A 21653-nucleotide genomic window follows, 5' to 3' on the forward strand; every position below is an offset into this window, starting at 1 on the left:
CCGCCTCCACCCCTTTTTTTTTCCTGGTTGGGAACGCCCCCCTCCCCCCGCTTCTTTTGTTGCACGGCACCGGCGCGGACGAGAACGACCTGATCCCGCTTGGGGAAATGCTGTCGCCGGGCTCGGCGCTGCTATCCCCGCGCGGCAGGGTGCTGGAAGACGGTATGCCGCGTTTCTTCATGCGCGACGAAACCGGACGCTGGGACCTCGACGACTTCGCAACCCGCACGGCGGAGCTTGCGGCTTTCGTTGCGCAGGCGCAGGAGACTTACGGTATCGGACCGCCGGTCGTGCTCGGCTTTTCAAACGGCGCCAATATCGGCTGGGGACTGGTGCGGCATGAGCCGTCGCTGCTCGCAGGCGCGCTCCTGCTGCGCGCATCGCTGCCGTTCGATCCGCGTCCCCTTCCCGATCTGACCGGCTTTCCGATCCTGCTTCTGTCGGGCAAGAACGATCCGTTGGTGCCGTCGGACCGGCCGCCCTATTTCGCCGCGCTGTTCGGGGAGGTCGGAGCCGACGTGACCCTCGAACTCCTGCCGGCCGGACATGCGCTCACCCGGCAGGACCTCGTCTTCGCCCATGCCTGGCTGGAACGGATATTCGGATCAGTCGGGACGTAGCACCAGATTGGCGAGCAGCAGCCCGAGCGTTGCAGAGGCGCCGGTAACGAAGGCGCCCCAGATGATGTCGACCACCGTCACCGGCCAGGTCCAGCCCTTCAACAGCGCCAGCGCTGTCAGATCGAAGGTCGCGTAGCAGAAGATGCCGAACAGCGCGCCGTAAAGCAGCGCATGCTGCCAGTTCTGGCCCGCCGCATAACTCGCGAAAATCACGATGCCGATCGGGTAGCCCAGATAGAAAATCGCGGCAGGAACAATGCGCACGTCGCCAAGGAGCGGGCCGACCTGCGACTGGAAGAAATTCTTGGCGATCACGCCGAGGAACAGGAAATCCAGCGGCAGCATGACGATCAGGGTCGTGAAATAGAGAACGATGGCGCGCTTCATGACGGTCCCCGTTACGATCTGGATGGAAAATACGCACGTCCCCCGTTCCGGTTTCACCGTGATGCGAGACTTTTCTTTCGCTTTTCCCGCGCGCTCGACTGTGGCAAGCCGACTCCGCCCATTGCTCTCGCCAAGATGAAACCATGCGCCAGGATCGCCAGCCGCCCTTTGCCGATACACTCGGGATCAAGGTCATCAGCATACAGCCAGACCGGATCGAGGCCGAATTGCCGGTGCGGCCGCAGCTGGGCAACCGCAACGGCAACCTGCATGGCGGTGCGGTGATGGCCTTTGCCGACGACCTCGGCGGCGCCGCCACCATCGTCAATCTGCCCGAGGGCTCCACCACCGCCACCATCGAAAGCAAGACCAACTTTTTCGCCGCGATTGCGGTCGGCGATGTGGCGCGCGCCGAGTGTACCGCTCTGCACAAAGGCAAGACTACGATGGTCTGGCAGACCCGCATCACGCGGGCGAGCGACGGACGCCTTGCGGCGATCGTGACCCAGACCCAGCTCGTGATTGCGGGCACATTCGGAACGCGAGGCCCTCATGGCTGATGAGCCGCCCCTGTCAGCCATCGTCTGGTTTCGCGACGACCTGCGGCTTGCCGATCATCCGGCGCTGACCGCGGGCACAAAGGCCGCTGCCCTCACCTGCGTCTATGTACTGGATGAAGAGAGCGCAGGGCTGCGCGCCCATGGCGGGGCCTCGCGCTGGTGGCTCGCGCAATCGCTGCGCGCGCTGGGTGCGGATTTGAAGATGTACGGTCAACGGCTGGTTCTTCGCCGTGGCAAGGCGGCGAAGGTGATCCCGGCCCTCGCAAGGGATGTCCAGGCGACGCAGGTCTGCTGGAACCGGCGCTACGACCAGGCCGGCATCGCTACCGACGACGCGGTGATCGCGCAGCTTCGCGCGGAGGGCGTGAACGGCGGCACCTTTCCAGGAAATCTCCTCGTCGAACCTGACCGGATTGCGAACAAGGATGGTGGTCCGATCCGGGTGTTCACGCCATTCTGGAAGCGCGTCCTCGCACTGGGCGATCCGCGAAAGCCGTTGGATGAACCAAGTCACCTGCCGCCGCCTGTCGAGGTTTCCTCGGACAGTCTCGACGACTGGCACCTCGAACCGTCCAGGCCCGATTGGGCTGGCGGATTGCGCAAGACCTGGCGCCCCGGAGAAGGCGCGGCGCGGGAACGGCTGTCCGGTTTCCTCGACAATATCCGCGGATATGCAGACAACCGCGACCGTCCGGACAAGCCCGCCACATCGCGGCTTTCCCCTCACCTGCGCTTCGGCGAAATCAGCCCGGTCGAGATTGCCCATGCCGCACGATTTGCGGCGGATGGCGGTGCGCCATCGCGCGATGTCGAGAAGTTTTTGAGCGAACTCGGCTGGCGCGAATTTTCCTATCATCTGCTGCACCATTTCCCGGATCTTGCGACAGAAAACCTGCAGTCACGCTTCGACGCCTTTCCATGGCGCAACGACGCTGCGGCGCTGAAGGCGTGGCAACGCGGCCTTACCGGCTATCCGATCGTCGATGCCGGCATGCGCGAACTCTGGCAGACGGGCTGGATGCATAACCGCGTGCGCATGGTGGCGGCGTCGTTCCTGATCAAGCATCTGTTGATTGACTGGCGCATTGGCGAGCAATGGTTCTGGGACACGCTGGTCGATGCCGACCCCGCCAACAACACTGCGAGCTGGCAATGGGTGGCGGGCTCGGGCGCCGATGCCGCGCCCTATTTCCGCATCTTCAATCCGGTGCTGCAGGGCGAGAAATTCGACCCGCAGGGTGAGTATGTGCGGCGCTGGGTGCCGGAAATCGCAGCCCTCCCCGACCGCTTCATCCACAAGCCGTGGATGGCCTCGCCCCTCGAACTGGCGGAAGCGAAAATTGCTTTGGGCAAAACCTATCCGGAGCCGATCGTCGATCACGACATGGCGCGCAAACGCGCGCTCGCGGCGTTCGAGGCGCTTAAGGCCTGAGGGCGCCGCGGCTGACCATGAACACGCCTGCCGCGCATAGCACCATGCCGGCAATCGCGGGCGCGTTCAGCGTTTCGCCGAACATCAGGAAGGCGAAGGCCGCCGTGGTCGCGGGGACGAGATAAAAGAGGCTTGCGACCCTCGATGCGGGGATCCGGCGGATCAGCCAGTACATCAGCGCGATGGTAAGCACCGACAGGACGATCACCGACCAGCCAAGCGCCGCAATGAAATGGATGTCCCAGTCGATGGGTCGTGTTTCGAACAGCCACGCTGCGACGCCGAATACGACGGCCGAGCCGGCGAACTGAAACAGATTGCCGGAGCGCCAGTCGATCGCGCCGCAATAGCGCTTCTGGTAGAGCGTGCCCAGCGTGATGCCGAGCAGGGAGACAACGCTGGCCGTCCATCCAAGCGCGGTGCCGGTCATGGTGACGTTGCGGTCGTTGAGGACCAGAAGCACGCCGACCAGCCCCAGCGCAAAGCCGCCCCATTGCAAGGCCGTCACGCGCTCGCCGAGAAAGCGGCCGGCCAGCGTGGCGGTCAGGATCGGCTGCAGACCGGGGAGCAGCGCGGATATGCCGGCGGGCACCCCGTGCGACAGCGCGACGAACACGCCGCCGAGATAGAGCGTCTGCAGCAAAAAGCCTGCGACCAGACTGTGAAACGCGTCGACCAGCTTGGGCAACCTGACCCGCATCACCATCACGATCAGCGCAAGCACGACCACGACCATCCACATCCGGGTGAACAGGAAGGTCAGCGGCCCGGCATAAGGCAGCCCGTATTTCGCCGCGATGAAGCCGGTGCTCCAGAGGAATACGAAGGTCAGCGGCGCCGAGCGGATGGCGAGATCGGCAAGGAAGGGTTTCAAAAGGCAATATCCGGCAGGCAGGTCTTGATCGGCGCGCGGCGTCGCGCAAAACCGGTACCACGCGAGCGGGTTTACCGGACTGCTGCCGCAAAGTCATTGCGCCTTGTGTTGATCCGGGCCATCAATCGGGCGAATACATGCCCCTTGTGACTCGTGGCGAAGGACGGAGACCGGAACATGGATGTGCGTGCGGCGGTGGCGGTCGAGGCGGGCAAGCCGCTGGAAATCATGACGGTGCAGCTCGAAGGCCCGAAGGCCGGCGAAGTGCTGGTCGAGATCAAGGCAACCGGGATCTGCCACACCGACGATTTCACGCTGTCGGGCGCCGATCCGGAGGGCATTTTCCCCTCGATCCTCGGCCATGAGGGCGCGGGCGTGGTGGTCGATATCGGCCCCGGCGTCACCAGCGTCAAGAAGGGCGACCATGTCATCCCGCTCTATACCCCGGAATGCCGGCAATGCCCGTCCTGCCTGTCGCGCAAGACAAATCTCTGCACCGCGATCCGTGCCACCCAGGGCAAAGGTGTGATGCCGGACGGCACCTCGCGCTTTTCGATGGGCGGCAAGCCGATCCATCATTATATGGGCTGCTCGACCTTTTCGAATTTCACGGTGCTGCCGGAAATTGCGGTCGCGAAAGTGCGCGAGGACGCGCCCTTCGACAAGATCTGCTATATCGGCTGCGGCGTCACCACCGGGATCGGCGCCGTTTTCAACACCGCCAAGGTCGAGATCGGAGCCAAGGCGATCGTGTTCGGTCTTGGCGGCATCGGCCTCAACGTCATCCAGGGGCTGAAGCTCGCCGGCGCCGACATGATCATCGGCGTCGACATCAACAACGACCGCAAGGCCTGGGGCGAACGCTTCGGCATGACGCATTTCGTCAATCCGAAGGAGGTTGGGAACGACCTTGTGGCCCATCTCGTCGACATGACCAAGACGCCGGCCGACCAGATCGGCGGCGCCGATTACACCTTCGACTGCACCGGCAACGTCACCGTGATGCGCCAGGCACTTGAAGCCTGCCATCGCGGCTGGGGTGTCTCGGTCATCATCGGAGTCGCGCCGGCAGGCGCCGAAATTTCCACGCGGCCGTTCCAGCTGGTGACCGGCCGGGTCTGGAAAGGCACCGCCTTCGGCGGCGCAAGGGGCCGTACCGACGTGCCGAAAATCGTCGACTGGTACATGGACAAGAAGATCGAGATCGATCCGATGATCACGCACATTCTGCCCCTGTCCGACATCAACAGGGGTTTCGACCTGATGCACAAGGGTGAAAGCATCCGCAGCGTTGTGGTCTATTGACGCTGCGGGGAAACGGCGCCTTGCCGCGTGGCGCCGCCGCAAAGGCTTCGTCGTTATGCGGCGTCGTCGGGCCGTTGCGCTTCGAGACGGTGGATGTGATCCGTGAAATCCTTCACGCGTTCGCGAATGGTACCGGCCTGGCGTGTCACCTCGCCGGCCGCCTGACTGAACTGCGCGATCGCAATTGCGCTTTGCGACATCACGGCCTCGATTTCTGAAACGCTTTGGGCGAGACGTCCCACCCCGAGCGTCGCGGTATTGACGTTGCCTGCGATCTCGCGCGTCGCAATCGCCTGCTGCTGGACCGCCGACGCAATGCGCGTGTGCGACGCATCGAGCTCGCGGATGACGCCGTCGATCGTCTGAATTGCCGCGACCGAGCGGCCGGTCGCCTCCTGGATCGCTGCGATCCGGCGGGCGATGTCTTGAGTGGCGCTCGCGGTCTGGGCAGCGAGCGCTTTCACCTCCTGCGCGACCACGGCAAATCCGCGGCCCGCCTCGCCCGCGCGCGCCGCTTCGATCGTGGCATTCAACGCCAAGAGATTGGTCTGGCTGGCGATCGCGCTGATGAGTTCGGTAACCTTGCCAATCTCGTCGGCAACGGCGGCAAGCTCGTCGATGGTGGCGCTGGCGCGCGCGGCCTCTTCGACCGCCGTACTCGCAAGATGCAGCGACTGGGTCGCGTTGGCCTCGACCTCGGTGACCGTGACCGCCAGTTCGTCGCCGGCCTGCGCCGCGAGCCGGACGCGCCCGGAGGTGTCCTCAGCCGTGACCAGCGCCGTCGAAGTTTGCGCTTTGGAGCGGACAGACGCCGCCTCAAGCGTACTGGCATTGCTGTGCAAAACACGCGCGGCCTCGTGCAGAAGCGCGATGGATTGCGACATTTCCTGCTCGAAAACCTGCAACAATTCCTCGACCGACCTGGCCCGTTGTCTGGTCTGGGTCAGGTCGCGACCACGCTGGTCGAACACATGCTGGAGCTGCTCGGCGGCCTGTTCGGCGGCATTGCGTGCGATTTGCGCCTGCTGAAACGCGGTGCGGATGGTCCAGCCGATGCCGGCGAGCATCACCGTCTCGACGACGACGACAAAGGCATGCAGCGCAACGCGGCCATAGTCGGTCCCGCCCGGGTAAATCGCCGCGGGAAAGAGCTCGTTGAAGCCGAGATGCTGCACGGCGATCAGGCCGGCCGCGAGCAACAGAACCCGCAGATCGCAAAAGCCCGACAGCATCGCCAGGATCGCAAAATAATAGAAATGGGTTTCCACCTGCCAGGGATGTCCCTGCATCAGGAAAACCAGAAGCGAGGTCTGGGCGATCAGGACAATGGCGAGCGCCGCTGCAACGGAACCAATCGGGCGCCGCACAAGCATCAGACCGGCCGGCGCCGCGGCAAAAAACAGGGCAAGGACTGTGACCGCCAGCACGTCAAAGCCGCGCAGACCCGCAAGAACCGCAAGAACGGGAACGTGAATGAAGGCGAGTGCGCATAGTGCGATCGCGACGAGCCGCCGCAGACTTTGCAGACTATCGATCTTGGTCATGGCTTGACTTCGCGCCACGGCAGGCACGCGGCCAGCTTGCGCGGATCGAGCGCCGCAAGCGCGCCCTGCCGGGCGATCCGCTCGGAGAAATCCACCCGGTCCGGTTCGGTAATGACGATGAAGGGAAACGCCCCGAAGCGGACAATCCGGCCGCCCGCTTCCGCGACGCGCAGCATCGCCGTGTCAGCGGTTGTCCAGGGCGCGAACATGATTGCGACGACTCCGCCGGCGGCGGCATCCGCCGGCCGTTCAAGCCCTCGGATCTGCACAAGCAGGGTGGCGCCCAGCAAAACGGCGAGGACCGCACCATCCAGCCAGCGGCCATTCTTGGCCAACATCATTCTTTCCAACCCCAAATGCTCGCCTTCAATAGGATTTGAGCCGTTTCCAGACCATTAACGATGCATCGCAGCAGCGTCCTTAGCCTCGGCAATGGGAGGCCCGCGTGAGACCGGCCCATGCTTGATCCGTGTCAATACGGCGCAGGCGGCTTGGCCTATTTTCTTCGAAAAGCCGAAGGGAGAGGATCATGAACGCAAGCGATGTCATGACGGTGCGCGTCGTTACCATCGAGCCGCATGCGACCGTCCAGGATGCCGCCAAGCTGATGCTTGAACGCGGCATCAGCGCCTTGCCGGTCGTCGACAAGGCGGGAAATCTCGTCGGCATTATATCCGAGGGCGATCTGATCCGGCGTGCCGAAACCGGCACCGAGCGCAAACCATCCTGGTGGCTGACAGCGATTTCAGGCGCGGACCAGCTGGCCTACGATTTCGTCAAATCGCACGGCACCAAGGTTTCCGACGTCATGACACCGGACGTCGTGGTTGCAAAGCCCGATACGCCGCTCAACGAAGTGGCGCGCCTTCTCGAAAAGAACCGGATCAAACGGGTTCCGGTTGTCGAGGGTGACCTGATCGTTGGAATCGTCAGCCGGGCCAATCTGCTGCAGGCGCTGGCCAGCGCCAAGCCTCGTCCCGCCAGCGCCCAGCCGTCGGACTCGGAACTGCGCGACATCATCATGGACAAGCTCGCGGCCCAACCGTGGTCGCATCCCGCCCTGCTCAATCCGATCGTAACCGACGGGGTCGTCGAGCTCTGGGGCATGGTGCTGAACCAGACCGAGCACAACGCGGTGCGGGTTCTGGTCGAGGAGACCCCGGGAGTGCGCGGCGTCAACAGCCATCTTGCGGTCCGTCCGATGCCAAGCGGTATCTGACCACGGGAGGCAGCCGCCGACTCACGATTTTTGGAAGAACGGCGCGGTCGTTCCGCGACGCGGCCGTGCCGGCAGTACGCGGCGGTATGCCGCCGTATGCTTAACGGATTGAAAACCGGATTTCGTCAAAGTCCTGCCCAGCTGAGGCCGTTGATGGGCTTCAGTAGTCGTCAGCGTATTGTTTGCGTTCCGGGGTGGGTATGCGTCGCTTGGGGGTTGCGATTGCGGCCTTATGTGTTTCGGCCGCGTCGGCGTCTGCCGACTTGCGCATCACGCGCGATCACGGCGGAGAAGTCGAGAAATACAAGGCGAAGTATCGTCAGATCGCGGCGCGCGGCGAGCGCGTCATCATCGACGGGATCTGCAATTCCGCCTGCACGCTGGTGATCGGCATCGTGCCGCACAACAAGATCTGCGTCACACCGCGGGCGAGCCTCGGCTTTCACAAGGCCTATACGATGGTGAACTGGCCGATCAAGAAGAAGGTCATTCACGAGGCCGGAACCCGCGATCTGCTCTCCTATTATTCAGAGCCGGTACTCGACTGGATCGAGCGCAATGGCGGGCTGACGCCGCAGATGAAGACGGTGAAGAACGGTCCCGAACTCTGGGCAATGCTGCATCCCTGCCCGGAGGAATGGTAGGTCACTCGAACATCTTGTCGATCGGCACGCGATAGCCGTTCGCCAGCCGGTTGGTCTCGTTGGCCATCCCGGTAACCGCCATCACCTCGCCGAACATTGCGTCCGTCATGCCGGCCTTGCGCGCGGCGGCGGTGTGGCTCGCGATGCAATAGCCGCAGCCATTGGTGACGCTGACAGCGAGATAGATCATCTCTTTCGTCAGTGGATCGAGTGCGCCCGGCGCCATCACCTCCTTGACGCTCTCCCAGGTGCGTTTCAGCAAGGCCGGATCGCGCGCCAGATATTTCCAGAAATTGTTCACGTCCGGCACATTGCGCGAGGTCTTGATGTCGTCGAACACGGCACGAACCTCGGCGGAGGCCTCGTCGTAGTTGATGGCAGCTGCCGGCATGGATCTTCCCTGTTGGCGTTGCGATGAAGGCGCTTAACGAACGGCGCATGGTTAACGAGGGTGCGACAATCTGGCCTACCCCGTCATGGTCCGGATGGCCGTCCGGCCTTGAACCTACAGCATTTTCGGCGTCGCGCGCATGGCACGCGCCGGCAACCGCGGTGGAAAACGGCGCCGCCTGTTAACCTCTTGCCCTTCACCCGCCACATTTGCATCGGGAATTGTCGCGGTATGCGACGGGGGTCCTGCGTAGTGTTGCGTCGCATTTGATTATCGATTTGTGCGGCAAGACATTTGGGGGGACACATGCGGACAGGATTCGCATCACTCTTGCTTGCGTGCGCATTCTTGGCCGCACATTCAGCCGGCAACCCGGCACAGGCCAGCCGGGCGCCTGTCGAAGTGCAGAAGGTGGCGCTCGGCGACCCGGTCAATCGCAGCCGCGACATCGCCTATGAGACCGACCTCTATTGCCTGACGCTGGCCGTCTATTTCGAGGGCGGTTCCACTGATGAGTCCGAGGAAGGCCAGCGGCACATCGCGCAGGTCGTAGCCGAGCGCGCCAAGGCCAACCGGAAAATCTGGGGTGGCAACAAGATTTGCGACGTCGTCTTCTACAAGCGCGGCAAGGTCTGCCAGTTTTCCTTCGCATGCCTTGCGATCGAGAAGCGCACGGCGCGCGGCGGCAAGGCCTGGGCCTATTCGATGCAGATTGCGCGCGACGAACTCGAAGGCCGCAGCGGCCTCGAGGACCGACTCCTGCGCTATTACATGAATGCCGCCCTCACCCCGCCGAAAAATGCCTGCCGGTTCCGAAAGGAATTTGTCCCGGTGGTGCAGGCAGGGCGCCACGAATTCTTCCGCGAGGCGACGCGCGCCGAACGCCGCGCGCTGGAGAAAGCCGAGCATGAGGAATGCAAAAAGTATGAGGCCTCGCTGAAAAAGAAGAAGCAGGCTCGAAACACGAAGATCGCCAAGAGCGCCAGAAAGGACGCCAAGCTCGCGAAGAAGACAGCGCCTGCGAAGGCCAACAACGCCGTGACTGCCGCCCGGAAGTCCGCGGTGGCGGCCGCGAAGCAGGCCGGTCCTGCGGCGCAAAAAAAGGCTGCGCCGCGGGCGGTGGCGAAGCGATAGGCTCGGCGGCCAGTTAGAACGAATAGCGCTTCCCGACGGCGGTCGGGGCCAGAACTCCATCGCTGAAAGCGTTGGCGAGCGCGGTCATGGCCCGCCAGCCTGTGCAATGACCGGCCGCGATCGTGATCAGGCCGAACTGCCTGAGATCGGCGACGGTTTGCGGGATCACCGCTTCGTTCGCGCCGGACAGATGCAAGCCGCCAAGAATGGCGTAGAGCGGTACATCAGGAAAACTCTGGCGCGCGTGATGCAGCACATTGACGATGCCGGCATGCGAGCAGGCTGACAGCACGACAAGTCCTTTGCCCTTCACGTGCACGCCGAGCCAACGTTCGTCGAGCAGGAGTTCGTCGGGCTCCCACCCCTCCCCGTCCAGCGTGCGGCGGACCTGACCGGGATAGCCGCGCTCATAATCGGTGACGCGTGGAATTTCTCCGCTGACATGCACCAGGCCGCCGAGCAAGGTATGCGGCTCGCAGCTGCTCACGACCTTTGCGCCGAACGCCGTGAGATCCTCGATCGAGGGGATGTCCTCCATCTGGCGCAACTTGCCATTCGGCATTTTCACCGCGCGGGTGCGGAACATGTCCGGATGCGCATCGAAGAGAATTTCGCGGCCGCCGTTGCGGCCGCGGATCATGGTCAGCGCCAGCAGCATGGCGCCCGCATGGTCCCAGTGCCCATGCGACAGCATGATGGCCTCAACGGGAGACAGATCGGCGGCAAGCCGCGTGACATTGCGCTCGAACGCATATTCCTCCGGACCGGAATCGAACAGCATGGTCCGGCGCACACCGTCCCGCTCGACGGTAATGAGGCAGGAGAGACCATGCGCGGCGCAGCACAGGCATTTGCCGCCCATCATGCGCACGCCGCGCCGCATCAATCCGGCGCCCTCGCCTTCTACATGCGCGGGCGTCGAGGAGAGCATATCGGTCGCATTGTCGACGAGGACGAGGATTTCCAGCGAGTCGACTGCCTCCAGCATGCCGCACTACCAGCCCATCAAGGCCTTGGTGCTGACCTCGTTTTCTTTCAGGAATTTAACGTAGGCATCGCCCTTGATGACGCGCGGCTCAAGCGACAATTGTTTTGCCTTCTGCTGGTGCTCGGCAGAGTTCAGCGTCTTTTCCAGCGCCGCCGTCAGCGTGTCCTGCACAGCCTTCGGCAATCCGGCGGGCGCGGCAATGCCGCGGGACACCGACCAGACCTGGTCGAAGCCCTGTTCCCTGAAGGTCGGCACGTTCGGCAGGAATGGCGAGCGTTCGGGTGCCATCACGCCAAGGACACGGATTGTGCCGGCGCGCGCTTCTTCGGCGACTTCGGAAATATTGGCGCCCAGCACCTGGATATGTCCGCCGAGCGCACCGGTCTTGGCGTCGGCCGTCGACTTGTGATGCACGGTGATCAGCTTGATTCCGTTCTCCTTCTGCATCGAGAGGATGGCGAGATGATCGTCCGAGCCCGCGCCGAAGGCCGAGACGCTGATGGTTTCGGGCGCATTCTTTGCGGCCTCGACAATGTCCTTGACCGACTTGAAGGGCGAATCCGCCTTCACCGCCCAGACATTGTAGTCGAGCACATGGTTCATCAGCGGCGTGAAGCTGTCGAGCGACTCAGAGCGGTTATACTGGCGATCCAGATAACCGGCATACATCGACGGGACATTGAGATAGCCGATGGTGTAGCCGTCGGGGGCGGCTTTCGCCAGTGCGCCCCACCCGACCCAGCCGCCGCCGCCGGCGCGATTTTCCACGGTGACCGGCTTGCCGAGCACGGCTTCGAGATCCTTTGCCAGCATGCGTGCGGTGATGTCGGTGCCGCCGCCTGCGCCATAGGGCACGATCAGCGTGACCGGGCGTTCGGGATATTGCGACACCGCAGGCGTTGAAACGGTACATGCGATCAAGGCAAGCGCGAACGGCGTCGCGCGCAGTGAAGCAACGATCATGACGTCCTCCCGTCCGCCGCTTGATGCGGCGTTACCGGTTCAAGACTGCTCCCGCCCGATCGGCCCTGCAAGCGCAAACGACTCCGCGCGGCAAATCCTGCAAGCCCGCAGGCGTGCAAATTCGACAATCAGAAATCCAGCTTGTCCTGCACCGCCGCGATCCCGGCCTTGGCGCAGGCGTCATCGGCATCGCCGCCGGGCGCGCCGGACACGCCGACCGCGCCAACCGTGACACCGGCCGCCTCGACGCGCACCCCGCCGCCGAGGATCACCGCGCCGGGCAGATCGCGCAGGCCCGCCTGCGGCATGCCGGGCCCGCTGATGCCGATCAGGTCGGTGGTATTGGTGCGGAAGCTGACCGCGGTCCAGCCTTTGCCTGCCGCGGTCGCGGGCGTATGCGGACCGGCAAAGCGGTCGCGCAGCATCACCTGGGTCTGGCCGAACCGGTCCACCACAGCGACTGCGACCTGGAAGCCGCGCTTGCGGCAATCCTCGAGCGCCGCCCGCGCGATTTCGAGCGCGGTCTCGGGACTGAGGCTGCGATACGTCACCAGCGCCTCCTGCCCGCTGGCGGGCCGGCAGGCGATGAGCGTGAGGCAAATCATCATCGCGGAGACGAAAGCTGTACGGTTGCGGATCATGAATGACCTCCCTGCCCATTCCTCAGTGCGGCACAATATGCCGCCAACATTTTCTCCTACTTGAATGCGTAAGGACGAGCCGCACGTTGCGCCGGATCAATCCGCCGCCATGGCATCCGCTGGCAGCAAAAACGGCTATTGCCCCGGCACACCGATCGATACCGGCCGTACCGGCGAACCCGAGCTGCCCCTGGAGCGCAGCGGCAGGATCATGGTGCAGGACAGCCAGACCCGGTCCTTCGCCAGTTCGCCGAGATTGGCGTTCTGGATATTATGAATGCCGGCGACCACCAGATTGTGGTGATGGATCGCGAAAGGCAGCCCGGGCGGCGTGCCGGGCGCGGGGTCGGCCTTGCCGATCAGCATGCCGTCCGGCACCGGATCGGTGAACGGATTGTCGAGTGCGACCAGGACGATCTGCTTGCCTTCGATGTATTTGGCCGCGTCGTAAGAGAGGCCCGGCCCCTTGGTGTAATAGGTCTTTGCAGTATCCGGATCGATCCAGCCGTCGCCCCAGCCGGTATAGATGTAGAGCACATCGCCCGGCAGCAGGCCACGCTTGTCGAGCCCCTGCGCCTTCAGCATCGCCTCGATATCGGCGGCCGTGACAAGCGCGCCCGGCTCCATCGGCTTGCCCTTGCCGAGATGGGTCCTGGCGTCGAGCAGGATCGCGGTGGTGAGGATCGGCGGCACCTTCTCGATGCCGAGCTTCTGCAGCGGCGAATCCGGCGTCGGCTTCACCTCCTGCTGCTTGAAGCCGCCGTAATAGGTAGCGCGGCCGGAAGGAAATTCGCTTTTGCCGTCCCAGGGTTCGGGCAGCACTGCGAAATGGCCAAGCGCATCCATCTGCGTGCCCTGTGCGCCGGGTTCGCCGCTCACTGTCTCCTCGCCATTGAAGGCGTGGCGGGTGCCGGGAATGCCGACGGTCGGGCGGTATTTCTCGACCAGCGGCGTGCCGAACGGCGATTGCGGCATGGTGTTGGAGCGGATGTGCGAGATTTCGTAGGACTTCGCCTTGGGGTCGGCGAGCAGCGGCGCGCAGCGCGCCCAGGTGGCGGGACCGAGATTGTTCGCCATGCCGATTTCGTCGCCCGCAGGCCAGCGCGATTGCGCGGCGGCGGAACCAGAAATAAGCACAAGACCGAGAAGAGTGAGGCCGAGCCGTCGCATCGTAGCACCTCGTGATTTGCGTACCCGGACCGATTGGACAACAGCGTCGCAGGCGCTTCAAGTCCGGGAACTCCCCGCATCCCCGGCCGTTTGCTCAACGGTCATCCAAAACATGCGACGATGGTAACGGAGCCAAGCATGCAGACGCCGCACGACCGCATTCCGCCCACGGAGGCAGCCCAGCCCGATCCGCAATTGCAGCTCTCCCATGGCCGCGCAGGCATCGGGCAAGTCGCGATGGCGGCGTTCGTATGCGTGGCAGTAATCGGCGTGACGATCTACGGCCTTGGACGCCCCTCGCCGACGGACGGATTCCAGAATGCTTCGGCGTCGGCAGTCGAGGAAACAACGGGCGCCGCGACACCTGCCGAGCCGGAGGCACCGCAGGCAGGCGGCGAGACGGCCGCACCGGCTGCCGAACTGCCTGAACAGCAGCCTACGGTTGAGGAGCCGGTGCCGCAACTGCAGAAGCCTGACGCCGTTGAGGACGACGCGAACCGCTAATCCTTGGCGCGTTGCCGTTGATCCCGATCAAGGCGGGTTACGGCGCTTTTTGTCAGATTTTCTTTCGAACAAGAGCTTCGGGAGGAAATCCCATGACTGCGAGACAGGCACAATGGCCCGCGATCCGTTCGCTGATCGACTGGTTCAAGCCGAGCCCCTATCAGCGCGATCTGGACTTTCTCGAAAAAGCACGCGGCGAGGAGATGGATCGGCTGCGCGCCCATGTGCGCGGACGCCCTGAGGATTTGCGCTGGCTGGTGGGGCGCGAGCCGGGCTCGACCGAACTTCTCTGCCACATGATGGCGTTGACGGGCGTCGACGAGCGCCGCCTGCCGAAAGGCACGATGCGCGAACTGGAATCCAATTGCGCGAGCTGCACCGCCAAGCTGCATTGCGCCGACGAGATCGGCTATGGCCGTGCCGCGCAGAGCTTTGCCGATTATTGCCCGAATGCGCCGGTGCTGAAGCGGCTGCAGACGTAACGGCCCCGGGACACTCCGGGCGGGAGTTGCGCGCGCCGGTCCCCGGCGCGCGCAGCTTTTTTTATGGCTCAGAAGCGATCCCGTCGAACAGATTAAGGCTCAGCATCCAAACATCGGGCGTCGTCGCCAGCGCGCTCCGCTACGCGGCCGGCGCCGGAAAAAAGCGCTGAATCATTTCCGGATCGGTAATCGCCGGTCCGATCTCAAGAGCAAGGATGATCGGCTGAGCATGCTGCGGAAAGCGCTTTGTCATTGCATCGACGATTGCCGCTCGTCGCCATCTAGGCACCCGGTATTAGGTGTTTATTCCTTGCAAATGCGTGGGACGACGGCTATTCTTTTCTGATGAATGCTCATGTAAGCATCAAACCACAAGCAGCCCGCGTCGGCTGCCAGCGCGGTTTGAACTGGCCGAAACGGATAATCGGCTCATATGGTTCTTACATGCAGTATCCAAAATTCGATGTCTCGACCTCTCTCGCTGAACGGCCGGAAGCCCTCGGCTCCAAAGAAAAGACTTGGATTGTGCCGAGTCCGGAACTCGGATTGCCGGACATACCTCACCTATTTAAAATCGGAAGACCCAACACAGGTGAAAACTGGTCCGAGAAGGCATGTTGCGAAATTTTGAAAACCATTGGCATCCCCTGCGCCGATTACAATCTCGCTGTATGCCTTGGCAAGGAAGGCGTCATCTCAGGCAGATTTTTTCCGGCTGGCGGGTCATTTGTTCCAGCGAACATGATCATTTCCGAGCTCGATGATGAATATGATGGGTCGGTTCGTTTCAAACAGGTTAGGTATAAATTGGTTGTGGCCCTTGCCCTCGTTAAGGCGCTGACCCTCAAACCGCCGCTCGGTGCCGAAAAACATATCCAGGCCTTACAGCGCAGGACTTTTTCGGCGGATATCTGCTATTCGACGCCCTCGTTGGTAACACAGACCGTCACCATGAAAACTGGGGCGTAGTAGTCCTCGATCGGGGAAACAATCAAACGGAATATCACTTGGCACCGACCTTCGATCACGCGTCCAGTCTTGGTCGCGAACTCACTGATGAAGCCAGGACCAAAAGACTGGAAACGTCAGACCCTCGCGCCACAGTCGAAGCTTACGCTGACCGAGCTCGGTCAGCCTTCTATGACGTAGGCCCACAGCCCAAAATCCTGACAACAAAAGAAACGGTTGCCGCCCTACGTCAAGCGACACCTACCGCGACGGCGTTTTGGGCGGAAAAGCTGGGCAATGTCGAATCACTGGTATTCGAAGATATCTTTGCTCGAATCGGGCCAAATGATATTTCATCGGAAGCGACGCAGTTTGCCTTACGAATGCTGGCGCACAATCAGAGCGTAATTCGGGAGGTTGGTCTTGGCTAATGCCCTGTACGTTGCTTGGCAGGATCAAACTTCACGCACTTGGCATACCGTTGCGCGATTGCGTAGAGTTAAGGACGAGTATGAGTTTGTCTTTACTCGTGGCGCTGAACGCCTTCGGAATGTCCCGTCTGAATTGTTTCGGATGGACGTGCGCAAGCGCTATCGTTCAAATGAATTAATTCCGTTATTCAGGAACCGGCTCCTTTCGAGCAGTCGCACCGACTATCACAAAATCTCCAACTGGCTAAATCTTAGCGGCGAGGAAGATGAGTTTGGCACGCTCATGAAGTTTGGTCTGATCCCGGGCACAGACTCAATTTTGATCTACCCGGAACCAACCTTGGTCAACAATAACTATGCCTTGGAGTTTTTTGTTCACGGACTTCGCCATATGCATCGCGACGCGATCAATTTGTGCCGCCTGATGAATCCGGGAGAAAGGCTCTTGCCGCTCTTAGACGTTCAAAATCCGTTCGATCCGAATGCTGTGGCGCTGCGCTGCCCTGAAAATACAATTATTATCGGATACGTTCCGACGTTCTATGCCGCTGATTTGCGCGACCTCCTCTCGCGCCCCACCGTCGCGAGGAATGCTCGAATTGTCATAGTCAAGAACAATACGGACGCGCCCGAACAATTGAGATTGCTTTGCAAAATTGAAGCTGTCGCTCCCGCAGGATTTCGGGCACTTAGCTCGGAAGATCATCAACCTCTTTTTGATGAAGCCGCTTAAGTACCCCTCACACCGGCAAATTGTCGTGCTTCCGCGCCGGCATCTCCACCTTCTTGGTCCGCAGCATCGCCAGCGCGCGGGCGATGCGCTTGCGCGTCGAGTGCGGCATGATCACGTCGTCGATATAGCCGCGCTCGGCGGCGACGAAGGGCGAGAGAAACCGCTCCTCGTATTCCTTGGTGCGCGCGGCGATCTTGTCGGGGTCGGCCATGTCGGCGCGGAAGATGATCTCCACCGCGCCTTTTGCGCCCATCACCGCGATCTGCGCCGACGGCCAAGCATAGTTGAGGTCGCCGCCGACATGCTTACTCGCCATCACGTCATAGGCGCCGCCGAAGGCCTTACGGGTGATGACGGTGACCAGCGGCACCGTCGCCTGCGAATACGCGAACAGAAGCTTGGCACCATGCTTGATCAGCCCGCCGTACTCCTGCGCGGTCCCCGGCAGGAAGCCCGGCACGTCGACGAAAGTCACGATCGGGATTTCGAACGCATCGCAGAAGCGCACGAAGCGCGCGGCTTTCCGTGACGCATCGGAATCGAGCACGCCCGCCAGCACCATCGGCTGGTTGGCGACAAAGCCGACCGAGCGGCCGGCGATGCGGCCGAAGCCGGTGACGATATTTTTCGCAAAGGTCGGGGAGATTTCGAAGAAGTCGCCCTCGTCCACGACCTTCAGGATCAGCTCCTTCATGTCGTAGGGCTTGTTCGGATTGTCAGGAATCAGCGTGTCGAGGGAATTGTCGATGCGGTCGGCCTCGTCGAGCGAGGGCCATTCCGGCACGCCCGATGTGCAGTTCGAGGGGAGAAAATCGATCAGCCGGCGCATCTGGAGAAGGCACTCGACATCGTTCTCGAATGCGCCGTCGGCGACCGAGGATTTGGTTGCATGCACCGAGGCGCCGCCGAGTTCTTCCGCGGTCACCACCTCGTTGGTCACGGTCTTCACCACGTCGGGGCCGGTGACGAACATGTAGCTCGTGTCCTTCACCATGAAGATGAAGTCCGTCATCGCCGGGGAATAGACGTCGCCGCCCGCGCACGGCCCCATGATCACGCTGATCTGCGGGATGACCCCGGACGCGATCACGTTGCGCTTGAAGACTTCACCATAGCCGCCGAGCGCCGCCACGCCTTCCTGGATTCGGGCACCGCCGGCATCGAACAGGCCGATGATCGGGGCGCGCGCCTTCAGCGCCATGTCTTGCACCTTGACGATCTTCTGCGCATGGGTCTCCGACAAGGAGCCGCCGAATACGGTGAAGTCCTTGGAGAACAGGAACACGGTGCGGCCGTTCACGGTACCCCAGCCGGTGACCACCCCATCGCCCGGGATCTTGGTCTTTTCCATGCCGAATTCGTTGGAGCGGTGCTCCACGAACATGTCGAATTCCTCGAACGAGCCCTTGTCGAGCAGGAGCTCGATGCGCTCGCGCGCGGTCAGTTTGCCGCGCTTGTGCTGCGCCTCGATGCGGGTCTGCCCGCCGCCGAGCCTGGCGTCCTTGCGGCGAAGATCGAGCTTTTCGATAATGTCTTTCATGGTGCCCCGTGCCTGATGACCGGCCTTGGTCATAGCACGAAGACCATTTTTTCGTCATGCCCGCCCTTGTGCCGGGCATCCGCGCCGTTGATCGCCGAACGGCGTGGATGGCCGGGACATCGGCGGGCGAAGCGACCCCGTCCTGCGGACGGCCACGCTCGGCCACGACGTGCCGGGGTCTCAGGCAGTGGTGAGCTGCCTGTTAAACGCCCGGAGCCCCATCGCGATGGCGATCAGGATCACCCCGGCCGCCAGCACCGAGAGCGCCTTGGCGCCGAGGATCGCGGTCCCGGCGCGCACCGCCGTGACGAAAAGGGCCGCGCGCGGCGAGCCGTCGTCGAGAATGAGCAGGCGTCCTGCGCCGGTCAGCGCGCCGATGATGATCAGGGTCTGCGAGAGCAGGTTCATCACCTCGCCGCGCATCCCGAGCAGCGCCAGGCCGATAGAGAACACCGCACCGCCGATGATGACGGCGGCTCCTGCGGTAAACTGGAACGCCGTGAGCAGGATGGCGACCGCGCCGGCGCTGGCCGCGATCACGCCGAAGCCGGTGAGGATGTTGAGGCCGAGATGGCCGGTCTCCTGCGCTGCGAGCGCCGAGGCGGTCGGCCTCCGCGGCGGTCAGTTTACCCTGCTCAACAAGTTTTGACAGGTCGAGGGTAATTTTCATCGAAAGTTTCCGCTGCAAAGTCAGCACGTCTATACCAAAGTCGGCAATTCCGGCCGATCGCACTTTGCGTCAACTCGCTTACATCCGCGTTGTGCTATCCAAAATCGATTTATCCGCCCTCGGAGATTTGCCATGAGCGCCGAAAAGACCAGAGCCCGCCTTGCCACCCCGACCGATCTCGGCGGCAACGCCACCAAGGATATCTCAGGCGCACTCAACGCGCTCCTGGCCGATACCTTCGCGCTGTATCTGAAGACCAAGAATTTCCACTGGCATGTCTCGGGCCCGAACTTCCGCGACTTCCATCTGATGTTCGACGAGCACGGCGACCAGCTCTTCGCCATGACCGACGAGATCGCCGAGCGGGTGCGCAAGATCGGCGGCACCACGTTGCGCTCGATCGGCGATATCGCCAGGCATCAGCGGATTTCCGACAACGACGCGGCCTATGTCGATGCGCAGGACATGCTGGCCGAGTTGCGCGAAGATAATCAGAGCATCATCAGAGCGATGCGGGAGGTGCATGACATCTGCGACGAGCACGGCGACGTCGCCACCGCCAGCCTTCTCGAAAACTATATCGATCAGGCCGAGAAGCGGGTGTGGTTCCTGTACGAAGCCGGCCGCGCCGCAACCGCGACGGGGCAATAGCAACCGCCCGTTACCCGTCATGGCCGGGCCTGTCCCGGCCATCCACGTCGTTCTTATGAGTTCCGCCACATAAGACGCGGATGCCCGCGACAAGCGCGGGCATAACCGGTTGAAACATCGTGACGCTCGGGCTACCGCGCCAGCCTCAGCACCGTCGCCGCCGCCTTCATCTCGGCTTCCCGATAGGCGCGCCGCTCCATGGCGAGGCTGTCGCGGCCCCATTGCTCCATTTGCCAGTCTTCGTCGACATGCGCGGCTTTCCAGACATCGTCGACCGACGCTGCATCACGTGCAAGTGCGAGTGCAAGGAGCGCCGATCCGGTCAATGTCATTGCCGAATGGACAGCGCCGAGAGTCCATGCATCGGCAGGGATCGCCCTCGCCGCCGCGGCGATCGCCTCTTCCGGCTGCATCGCATAGACGACGCCCTCCACCATGATGAACCGCGCACCGAGCGCATCCGCCGCCCAGCGCACGACCGGGTCGAAGGCCGCTGCCTGCCGCTCGATCAGTCCTTCGGGACCGTCGGCACGGTAAAACAGAAGATCGGAGCCCAGATATTTGACGATCTCGTCGCGGACCTCGTGCGGTTTGTCGGCGACACCGTCGACGATCGAGTTGGCGAGCCGGGTCAGCGGCATATGCGCGGGATCGATCACGTCTTTTTGCGCCTGCCACTCGTCGGCGATGGCCTGGGCCAATTCGCGCGTGGGCGCCGCCAGCAGCCTACGCGCCGGCGTGCGCACCGGCTTGCCGTCGAGGGTCACGGCATATGCATCGCCATCCTGTGCGACCGCAGCGTTCTCATAGAAGCGCCTGCGCAGAGTCGGCCGCACGTTGCGCCGCGCCGCCTCCATCGGGTCGAGGGGATTGCCCTTGAAAATGTCATCGAAAATATCGCGCATCCGTCTTGTCCAGCGGCGCTCGGCGGGAGCCCGCGCAATCATAAAAGAGTCGATGCGGCGTGCGAGTTCCGCAAAATCCGATACCAGGTCGGCGGCCCCGCTTCGCTGAAGCATCACATGCGGGTGATAGCCCCAGGTCACGCCGATCGCATGCACGCCAGCGGCGCGCGCCATTTCCATATCGTAGGTAGTATCGCCGACCATGAGCGTATCGTGCGGCTCAGTACCCGCCTCGCGCATGGCCTCAAGGATCATGCCGGGATGCGGCTTGGACGGTGCATCGTCGGCGGTTTTGAGCGTCGCAAAATACGGCAATAGTTCGTGGTGGGTCAGTATCGCGCGCAAGCCGCGCTGCGACTTGCCGGTCGCGATCCCCAGCAGGCAATCGTCGCGCGCGGCCAGGGCGTGCACGGTTTCGCGGGCACCGGGATAAAGCGGCTCATGATGCTCGAGCGAATGGCGCAGGTCGAAAAACGCCTGCTTATAGTGTTCGATCATGCCATCGACGGGGAAGCCATCATGCCCCTCGCCGAGCCGCTGGAATGCTTCCCGCAACGACAGGCCGACAATCGACAGCACCCGCTCGCGCGGCGGACAAGCGATGGCATGCGCATCGTAAGCCCGCTGCATGGCGGCGCAGATCATGTTCTGGCTGTCTACCAGGGTTCCGTCGCAATCGAAGATAATAAGTTTCAGTGTTCGTCTCCCCCGGTTTCCAGGGTCGCGGCAAGATCGGACGAGGCCCCGCGAATCTGCACTGGAACCATGCCACTTTCGTATGAGGCAGGTTTGTGCGCTGCACAAGCCCTGGAGCTGCGGGCTCTATTCACGCATGGATAGCAGCCATCAATGGCGCAAAAACCGGCCCAAACCGGCAGGCTTTTCGACTCATGAAATCCACCGCGCTGTCGCAAGGC

The 21653-nt window shown here is 62.6% G+C and carries 25 protein-coding genes; 13 read left to right on the forward strand and 12 right to left on the reverse strand.

Annotated features, from left to right (window positions below):
• Positions 1–59: 59 nt before the first annotated feature.
• Positions 60–620 carry an alpha/beta hydrolase gene (locus tag ACK41X_RS00690; protein WP_409718269.1) on the forward strand — a complete coding sequence of 187 codons (561 nt, stop codon included), beginning with the start codon at positions 60–62 and terminating at the stop codon, positions 618–620.
• On the opposite strand, the gene ACK41X_RS00695 is transcribed toward ACK41X_RS00690, so the two are convergent.
• A complete protein-coding gene (locus ACK41X_RS00695; protein ID WP_409717936.1) occupies positions 606–1007 on the reverse strand; it encodes a DUF2177 family protein in 402 nt (133 codons plus the stop codon). The two genes, ACK41X_RS00690 and ACK41X_RS00695, sit on opposite strands and share 15 nt — an antisense overlap.
• A gap of 143 nt (positions 1008–1150) precedes the next feature.
• On the opposite strand from ACK41X_RS00695, the gene ACK41X_RS00700 reads away from it, so the two are divergent.
• Together ACK41X_RS00700 and ACK41X_RS00705 are read left to right on the forward strand one after the other, a co-directional pair.
• On the forward strand, positions 1151–1567 hold the full coding sequence (locus ACK41X_RS00700) for a PaaI family thioesterase (RefSeq protein WP_409717939.1): 417 nt from the start codon (positions 1151–1153) through the stop codon (positions 1565–1567).
• Positions 1560–2999, forward strand: a complete 1440-nt coding sequence (locus ACK41X_RS00705; protein ID WP_409717942.1) for a cryptochrome/photolyase family protein — start codon at positions 1560–1562, stop codon at positions 2997–2999. The genes ACK41X_RS00700 and ACK41X_RS00705 overlap by 8 nt, the downstream gene beginning before the upstream one ends.
• On the opposite strand, the gene ACK41X_RS00710 is transcribed toward ACK41X_RS00705, so the two are convergent.
• Positions 2989–3873: a DMT family transporter gene (locus ACK41X_RS00710; protein ID WP_409717945.1), complete on the reverse strand. Its 885-nt coding sequence runs from the start codon at positions 3871–3873 to the stop codon at positions 2989–2991. The two genes, ACK41X_RS00705 and ACK41X_RS00710, sit on opposite strands and share 11 nt — an antisense overlap.
• A gap of 177 nt (positions 3874–4050) precedes the next feature.
• Between ACK41X_RS00710 and ACK41X_RS00715 the strand changes: the two genes are divergently transcribed.
• The gene (locus ACK41X_RS00715) at positions 4051–5178 is read left to right on the forward strand and encodes an S-(hydroxymethyl)glutathione dehydrogenase/class III alcohol dehydrogenase (protein WP_409717948.1); all 1128 of its coding nucleotides are present in this window, start codon (positions 4051–4053) and stop codon (positions 5176–5178) included.
• Positions 5179–5231: 53 nt separating this feature from the next.
• On the opposite strand, the gene ACK41X_RS00720 is transcribed toward ACK41X_RS00715, so the two are convergent.
• Positions 5232–6722 carry a methyl-accepting chemotaxis protein gene (locus ACK41X_RS00720; RefSeq protein WP_409717951.1) on the reverse strand — a complete coding sequence of 497 codons (1491 nt, stop codon included), beginning with the start codon at positions 6720–6722 and terminating at the stop codon, positions 5232–5234.
• Entirely contained in the window at positions 6719–7057 is a 339-nt protein-coding gene (locus ACK41X_RS00725) for a hypothetical protein (RefSeq protein ID WP_409717954.1), read from the reverse strand. Before ACK41X_RS00725 ends, ACK41X_RS00720 begins: the two co-directional genes overlap by 4 nt.
• A gap of 194 nt (positions 7058–7251) precedes the next feature.
• Here ACK41X_RS00725 and ACK41X_RS00730 point away from each other — a divergent pair, with 194 nt between their 5' ends.
• Both ACK41X_RS00730 and ACK41X_RS00735 read left to right on the forward strand, forming a co-directional pair.
• Entirely contained in the window at positions 7252–7941 is a 690-nt protein-coding gene (locus tag ACK41X_RS00730; RefSeq protein WP_409717957.1) for a CBS domain-containing protein, read from the forward strand.
• A gap of 200 nt (positions 7942–8141) precedes the next feature.
• A complete protein-coding gene (locus ACK41X_RS00735) occupies positions 8142–8585 on the forward strand; it encodes a hypothetical protein (protein ID WP_409717960.1) in 444 nt (147 codons plus the stop codon).
• A gap of 1 nt (position 8586) precedes the next feature.
• On the opposite strand, the gene ACK41X_RS00740 is transcribed toward ACK41X_RS00735, so the two are convergent.
• The gene (locus ACK41X_RS00740) at positions 8587–8976 is read right to left on the reverse strand and encodes a carboxymuconolactone decarboxylase family protein (protein WP_409717963.1); all 390 of its coding nucleotides are present in this window, start codon (positions 8974–8976) and stop codon (positions 8587–8589) included.
• Between the two features lie 348 nt (positions 8977–9324).
• Between ACK41X_RS00740 and ACK41X_RS00745 the strand changes: the two genes are divergently transcribed.
• On the forward strand, positions 9325–10110 hold the full coding sequence (locus tag ACK41X_RS00745) for a cell wall hydrolase (protein ID WP_409717965.1): 786 nt from the start codon (positions 9325–9327) through the stop codon (positions 10108–10110).
• A 13-nt stretch (positions 10111–10123) separates the two neighbouring features.
• On the opposite strand, the gene ACK41X_RS00750 is transcribed toward ACK41X_RS00745, so the two are convergent.
• The 4 genes from ACK41X_RS00750 to ACK41X_RS00765 all read right to left on the reverse strand — a co-directional run bounded on the left by ACK41X_RS00750 (position 10124) and on the right by ACK41X_RS00765 (position 13872).
• Complete coding sequence (locus tag ACK41X_RS00750) at positions 10124–11098, reverse strand: MBL fold metallo-hydrolase (protein WP_409717968.1); 975 nt, start codon at positions 11096–11098, stop codon at positions 10124–10126.
• A 6-nt stretch (positions 11099–11104) separates the two neighbouring features.
• A complete protein-coding gene (locus ACK41X_RS00755) occupies positions 11105–12061 on the reverse strand; it encodes a tripartite tricarboxylate transporter substrate binding protein (RefSeq protein ID WP_409717971.1) in 957 nt (318 codons plus the stop codon).
• Positions 12062–12189: 128 nt separating this feature from the next.
• Positions 12190–12669 (reverse strand): GlcG/HbpS family heme-binding protein, encoded by a 480-nt coding sequence (locus ACK41X_RS00760; RefSeq protein ID WP_409718272.1) that lies wholly within the window; start codon positions 12667–12669, stop codon positions 12190–12192.
• A 168-nt stretch (positions 12670–12837) separates the two neighbouring features.
• The gene (locus tag ACK41X_RS00765) at positions 12838–13872 is read right to left on the reverse strand and encodes a cyclase family protein (RefSeq protein WP_409717974.1); all 1035 of its coding nucleotides are present in this window, start codon (positions 13870–13872) and stop codon (positions 12838–12840) included.
• A 138-nt stretch (positions 13873–14010) separates the two neighbouring features.
• Here ACK41X_RS00765 and ACK41X_RS00770 point away from each other — a divergent pair, with 138 nt between their 5' ends.
• The 5 genes from ACK41X_RS00770 (at position 14011) to ACK41X_RS00790 (ending at position 16970) form a co-directional block, all read left to right on the forward strand.
• Positions 14011–14376 carry a hypothetical protein gene (locus ACK41X_RS00770; RefSeq protein WP_409717977.1) on the forward strand — a complete coding sequence of 122 codons (366 nt, stop codon included), beginning with the start codon at positions 14011–14013 and terminating at the stop codon, positions 14374–14376.
• Between the two features lie 92 nt (positions 14377–14468).
• The gene (locus ACK41X_RS00775) at positions 14469–14858 is read left to right on the forward strand and encodes a hypothetical protein (RefSeq protein ID WP_409717980.1); all 390 of its coding nucleotides are present in this window, start codon (positions 14469–14471) and stop codon (positions 14856–14858) included.
• Positions 14859–15203: 345 nt separating this feature from the next.
• Positions 15204–15827 (forward strand): hypothetical protein, encoded by a 624-nt coding sequence (locus ACK41X_RS00780; RefSeq protein ID WP_409717982.1) that lies wholly within the window; start codon positions 15204–15206, stop codon positions 15825–15827.
• 38 nt (positions 15828–15865) lie between these two features.
• Positions 15866–16237, forward strand: coding sequence for a hypothetical protein (locus ACK41X_RS00785; RefSeq protein WP_409717985.1), 372 nt, complete (start codon positions 15866–15868; stop codon positions 16235–16237).
• A complete protein-coding gene (locus tag ACK41X_RS00790; RefSeq protein WP_409717988.1) occupies positions 16230–16970 on the forward strand; it encodes an HIRAN domain-containing protein in 741 nt (246 codons plus the stop codon). Before ACK41X_RS00785 ends, ACK41X_RS00790 begins: the two co-directional genes overlap by 8 nt.
• Before the next feature lie 7 nt (positions 16971–16977).
• Here the strand turns inward: ACK41X_RS00790 and ACK41X_RS00795 are convergent, their stop codons facing one another.
• Both ACK41X_RS00795 and ACK41X_RS00800 read right to left on the reverse strand, forming a co-directional pair.
• Positions 16978–18510 (reverse strand): acyl-CoA carboxylase subunit beta, encoded by a 1533-nt coding sequence (locus ACK41X_RS00795; RefSeq protein ID WP_409717991.1) that lies wholly within the window; start codon positions 18508–18510, stop codon positions 16978–16980.
• 180 nt (positions 18511–18690) lie between these two features.
• Entirely contained in the window at positions 18691–19050 is a 360-nt protein-coding gene (locus ACK41X_RS00800; RefSeq protein WP_409717994.1) for a hypothetical protein, read from the reverse strand.
• A gap of 262 nt (positions 19051–19312) precedes the next feature.
• Between ACK41X_RS00800 and ACK41X_RS00805 the strand changes: the two genes are divergently transcribed.
• Positions 19313–19831 (forward strand): Dps family protein, encoded by a 519-nt coding sequence (locus ACK41X_RS00805; RefSeq protein WP_409717997.1) that lies wholly within the window; start codon positions 19313–19315, stop codon positions 19829–19831.
• A 131-nt stretch (positions 19832–19962) separates the two neighbouring features.
• On the opposite strand, the gene ACK41X_RS00810 is transcribed toward ACK41X_RS00805, so the two are convergent.
• Positions 19963–21540 (reverse strand): HAD-IA family hydrolase, encoded by a 1578-nt coding sequence (locus tag ACK41X_RS00810; RefSeq protein WP_409718000.1) that lies wholly within the window; start codon positions 21538–21540, stop codon positions 19963–19965.
• Between the last annotated feature and the right edge of the window lie 113 nt (positions 21541–21653).

Origin of the sequence: Pseudorhodoplanes sp. (genome assembly GCF_046289595.1) — a bacterium.
GTDB lineage: Bacteria > Pseudomonadota > Alphaproteobacteria > Rhizobiales > Xanthobacteraceae > Pseudorhodoplanes.

Excerpts from the sequence above, each read along its gene's own strand:
- ACK41X_RS00695 (WP_409717936.1), bottom strand. The coding sequence starts at position 1,007 with ATGAAGCGCGCCATCGTTCTCTATTTCACGACCCTGATCGTCATGCTG.
- ACK41X_RS00700 (WP_409717939.1), top strand. The coding sequence starts at position 1,151 with ATGCGCCAGGATCGCCAGCCGCCCTTTGCCGATACACTCGGGATCAAG.
- ACK41X_RS00705 (WP_409717942.1), top strand. The coding sequence starts at position 1,560 with ATGGCTGATGAGCCGCCCCTGTCAGCCATCGTCTGGTTTCGCGACGAC.
- ACK41X_RS00715 (WP_409717948.1), top strand. The coding sequence starts at position 4,051 with ATGGATGTGCGTGCGGCGGTGGCGGTCGAGGCGGGCAAGCCGCTGGAA.
- ACK41X_RS00720 (WP_409717951.1), bottom strand. The coding sequence starts at position 6,722 with ATGACCAAGATCGATAGTCTGCAAAGTCTGCGGCGGCTCGTCGCGATC.
- ACK41X_RS00730 (WP_409717957.1), top strand. The coding sequence starts at position 7,252 with ATGAACGCAAGCGATGTCATGACGGTGCGCGTCGTTACCATCGAGCCG.
- ACK41X_RS00735 (WP_409717960.1), top strand. The coding sequence starts at position 8,142 with ATGCGTCGCTTGGGGGTTGCGATTGCGGCCTTATGTGTTTCGGCCGCG.
- ACK41X_RS00740 (WP_409717963.1), bottom strand. The coding sequence starts at position 8,976 with ATGCCGGCAGCTGCCATCAACTACGACGAGGCCTCCGCCGAGGTTCGT.
- ACK41X_RS00750 (WP_409717968.1), bottom strand. The coding sequence starts at position 11,098 with ATGCTGGAGGCAGTCGACTCGCTGGAAATCCTCGTCCTCGTCGACAAT.
- ACK41X_RS00755 (WP_409717971.1), bottom strand. The coding sequence starts at position 12,061 with ATGATCGTTGCTTCACTGCGCGCGACGCCGTTCGCGCTTGCCTTGATC.
- ACK41X_RS00760 (WP_409718272.1), bottom strand. The coding sequence starts at position 12,669 with ATGATGATTTGCCTCACGCTCATCGCCTGCCGGCCCGCCAGCGGGCAG.
- ACK41X_RS00765 (WP_409717974.1), bottom strand. The coding sequence starts at position 13,872 with ATGCGACGGCTCGGCCTCACTCTTCTCGGTCTTGTGCTTATTTCTGGT.
- ACK41X_RS00770 (WP_409717977.1), top strand. The coding sequence starts at position 14,011 with ATGCAGACGCCGCACGACCGCATTCCGCCCACGGAGGCAGCCCAGCCC.
- ACK41X_RS00775 (WP_409717980.1), top strand. The coding sequence starts at position 14,469 with ATGACTGCGAGACAGGCACAATGGCCCGCGATCCGTTCGCTGATCGAC.
- ACK41X_RS00780 (WP_409717982.1), top strand. The coding sequence starts at position 15,204 with ATGAATGCTCATGTAAGCATCAAACCACAAGCAGCCCGCGTCGGCTGC.
- ACK41X_RS00795 (WP_409717991.1), bottom strand. The coding sequence starts at position 18,510 with ATGAAAGACATTATCGAAAAGCTCGATCTTCGCCGCAAGGACGCCAGG.
- ACK41X_RS00805 (WP_409717997.1), top strand. The coding sequence starts at position 19,313 with ATGAGCGCCGAAAAGACCAGAGCCCGCCTTGCCACCCCGACCGATCTC.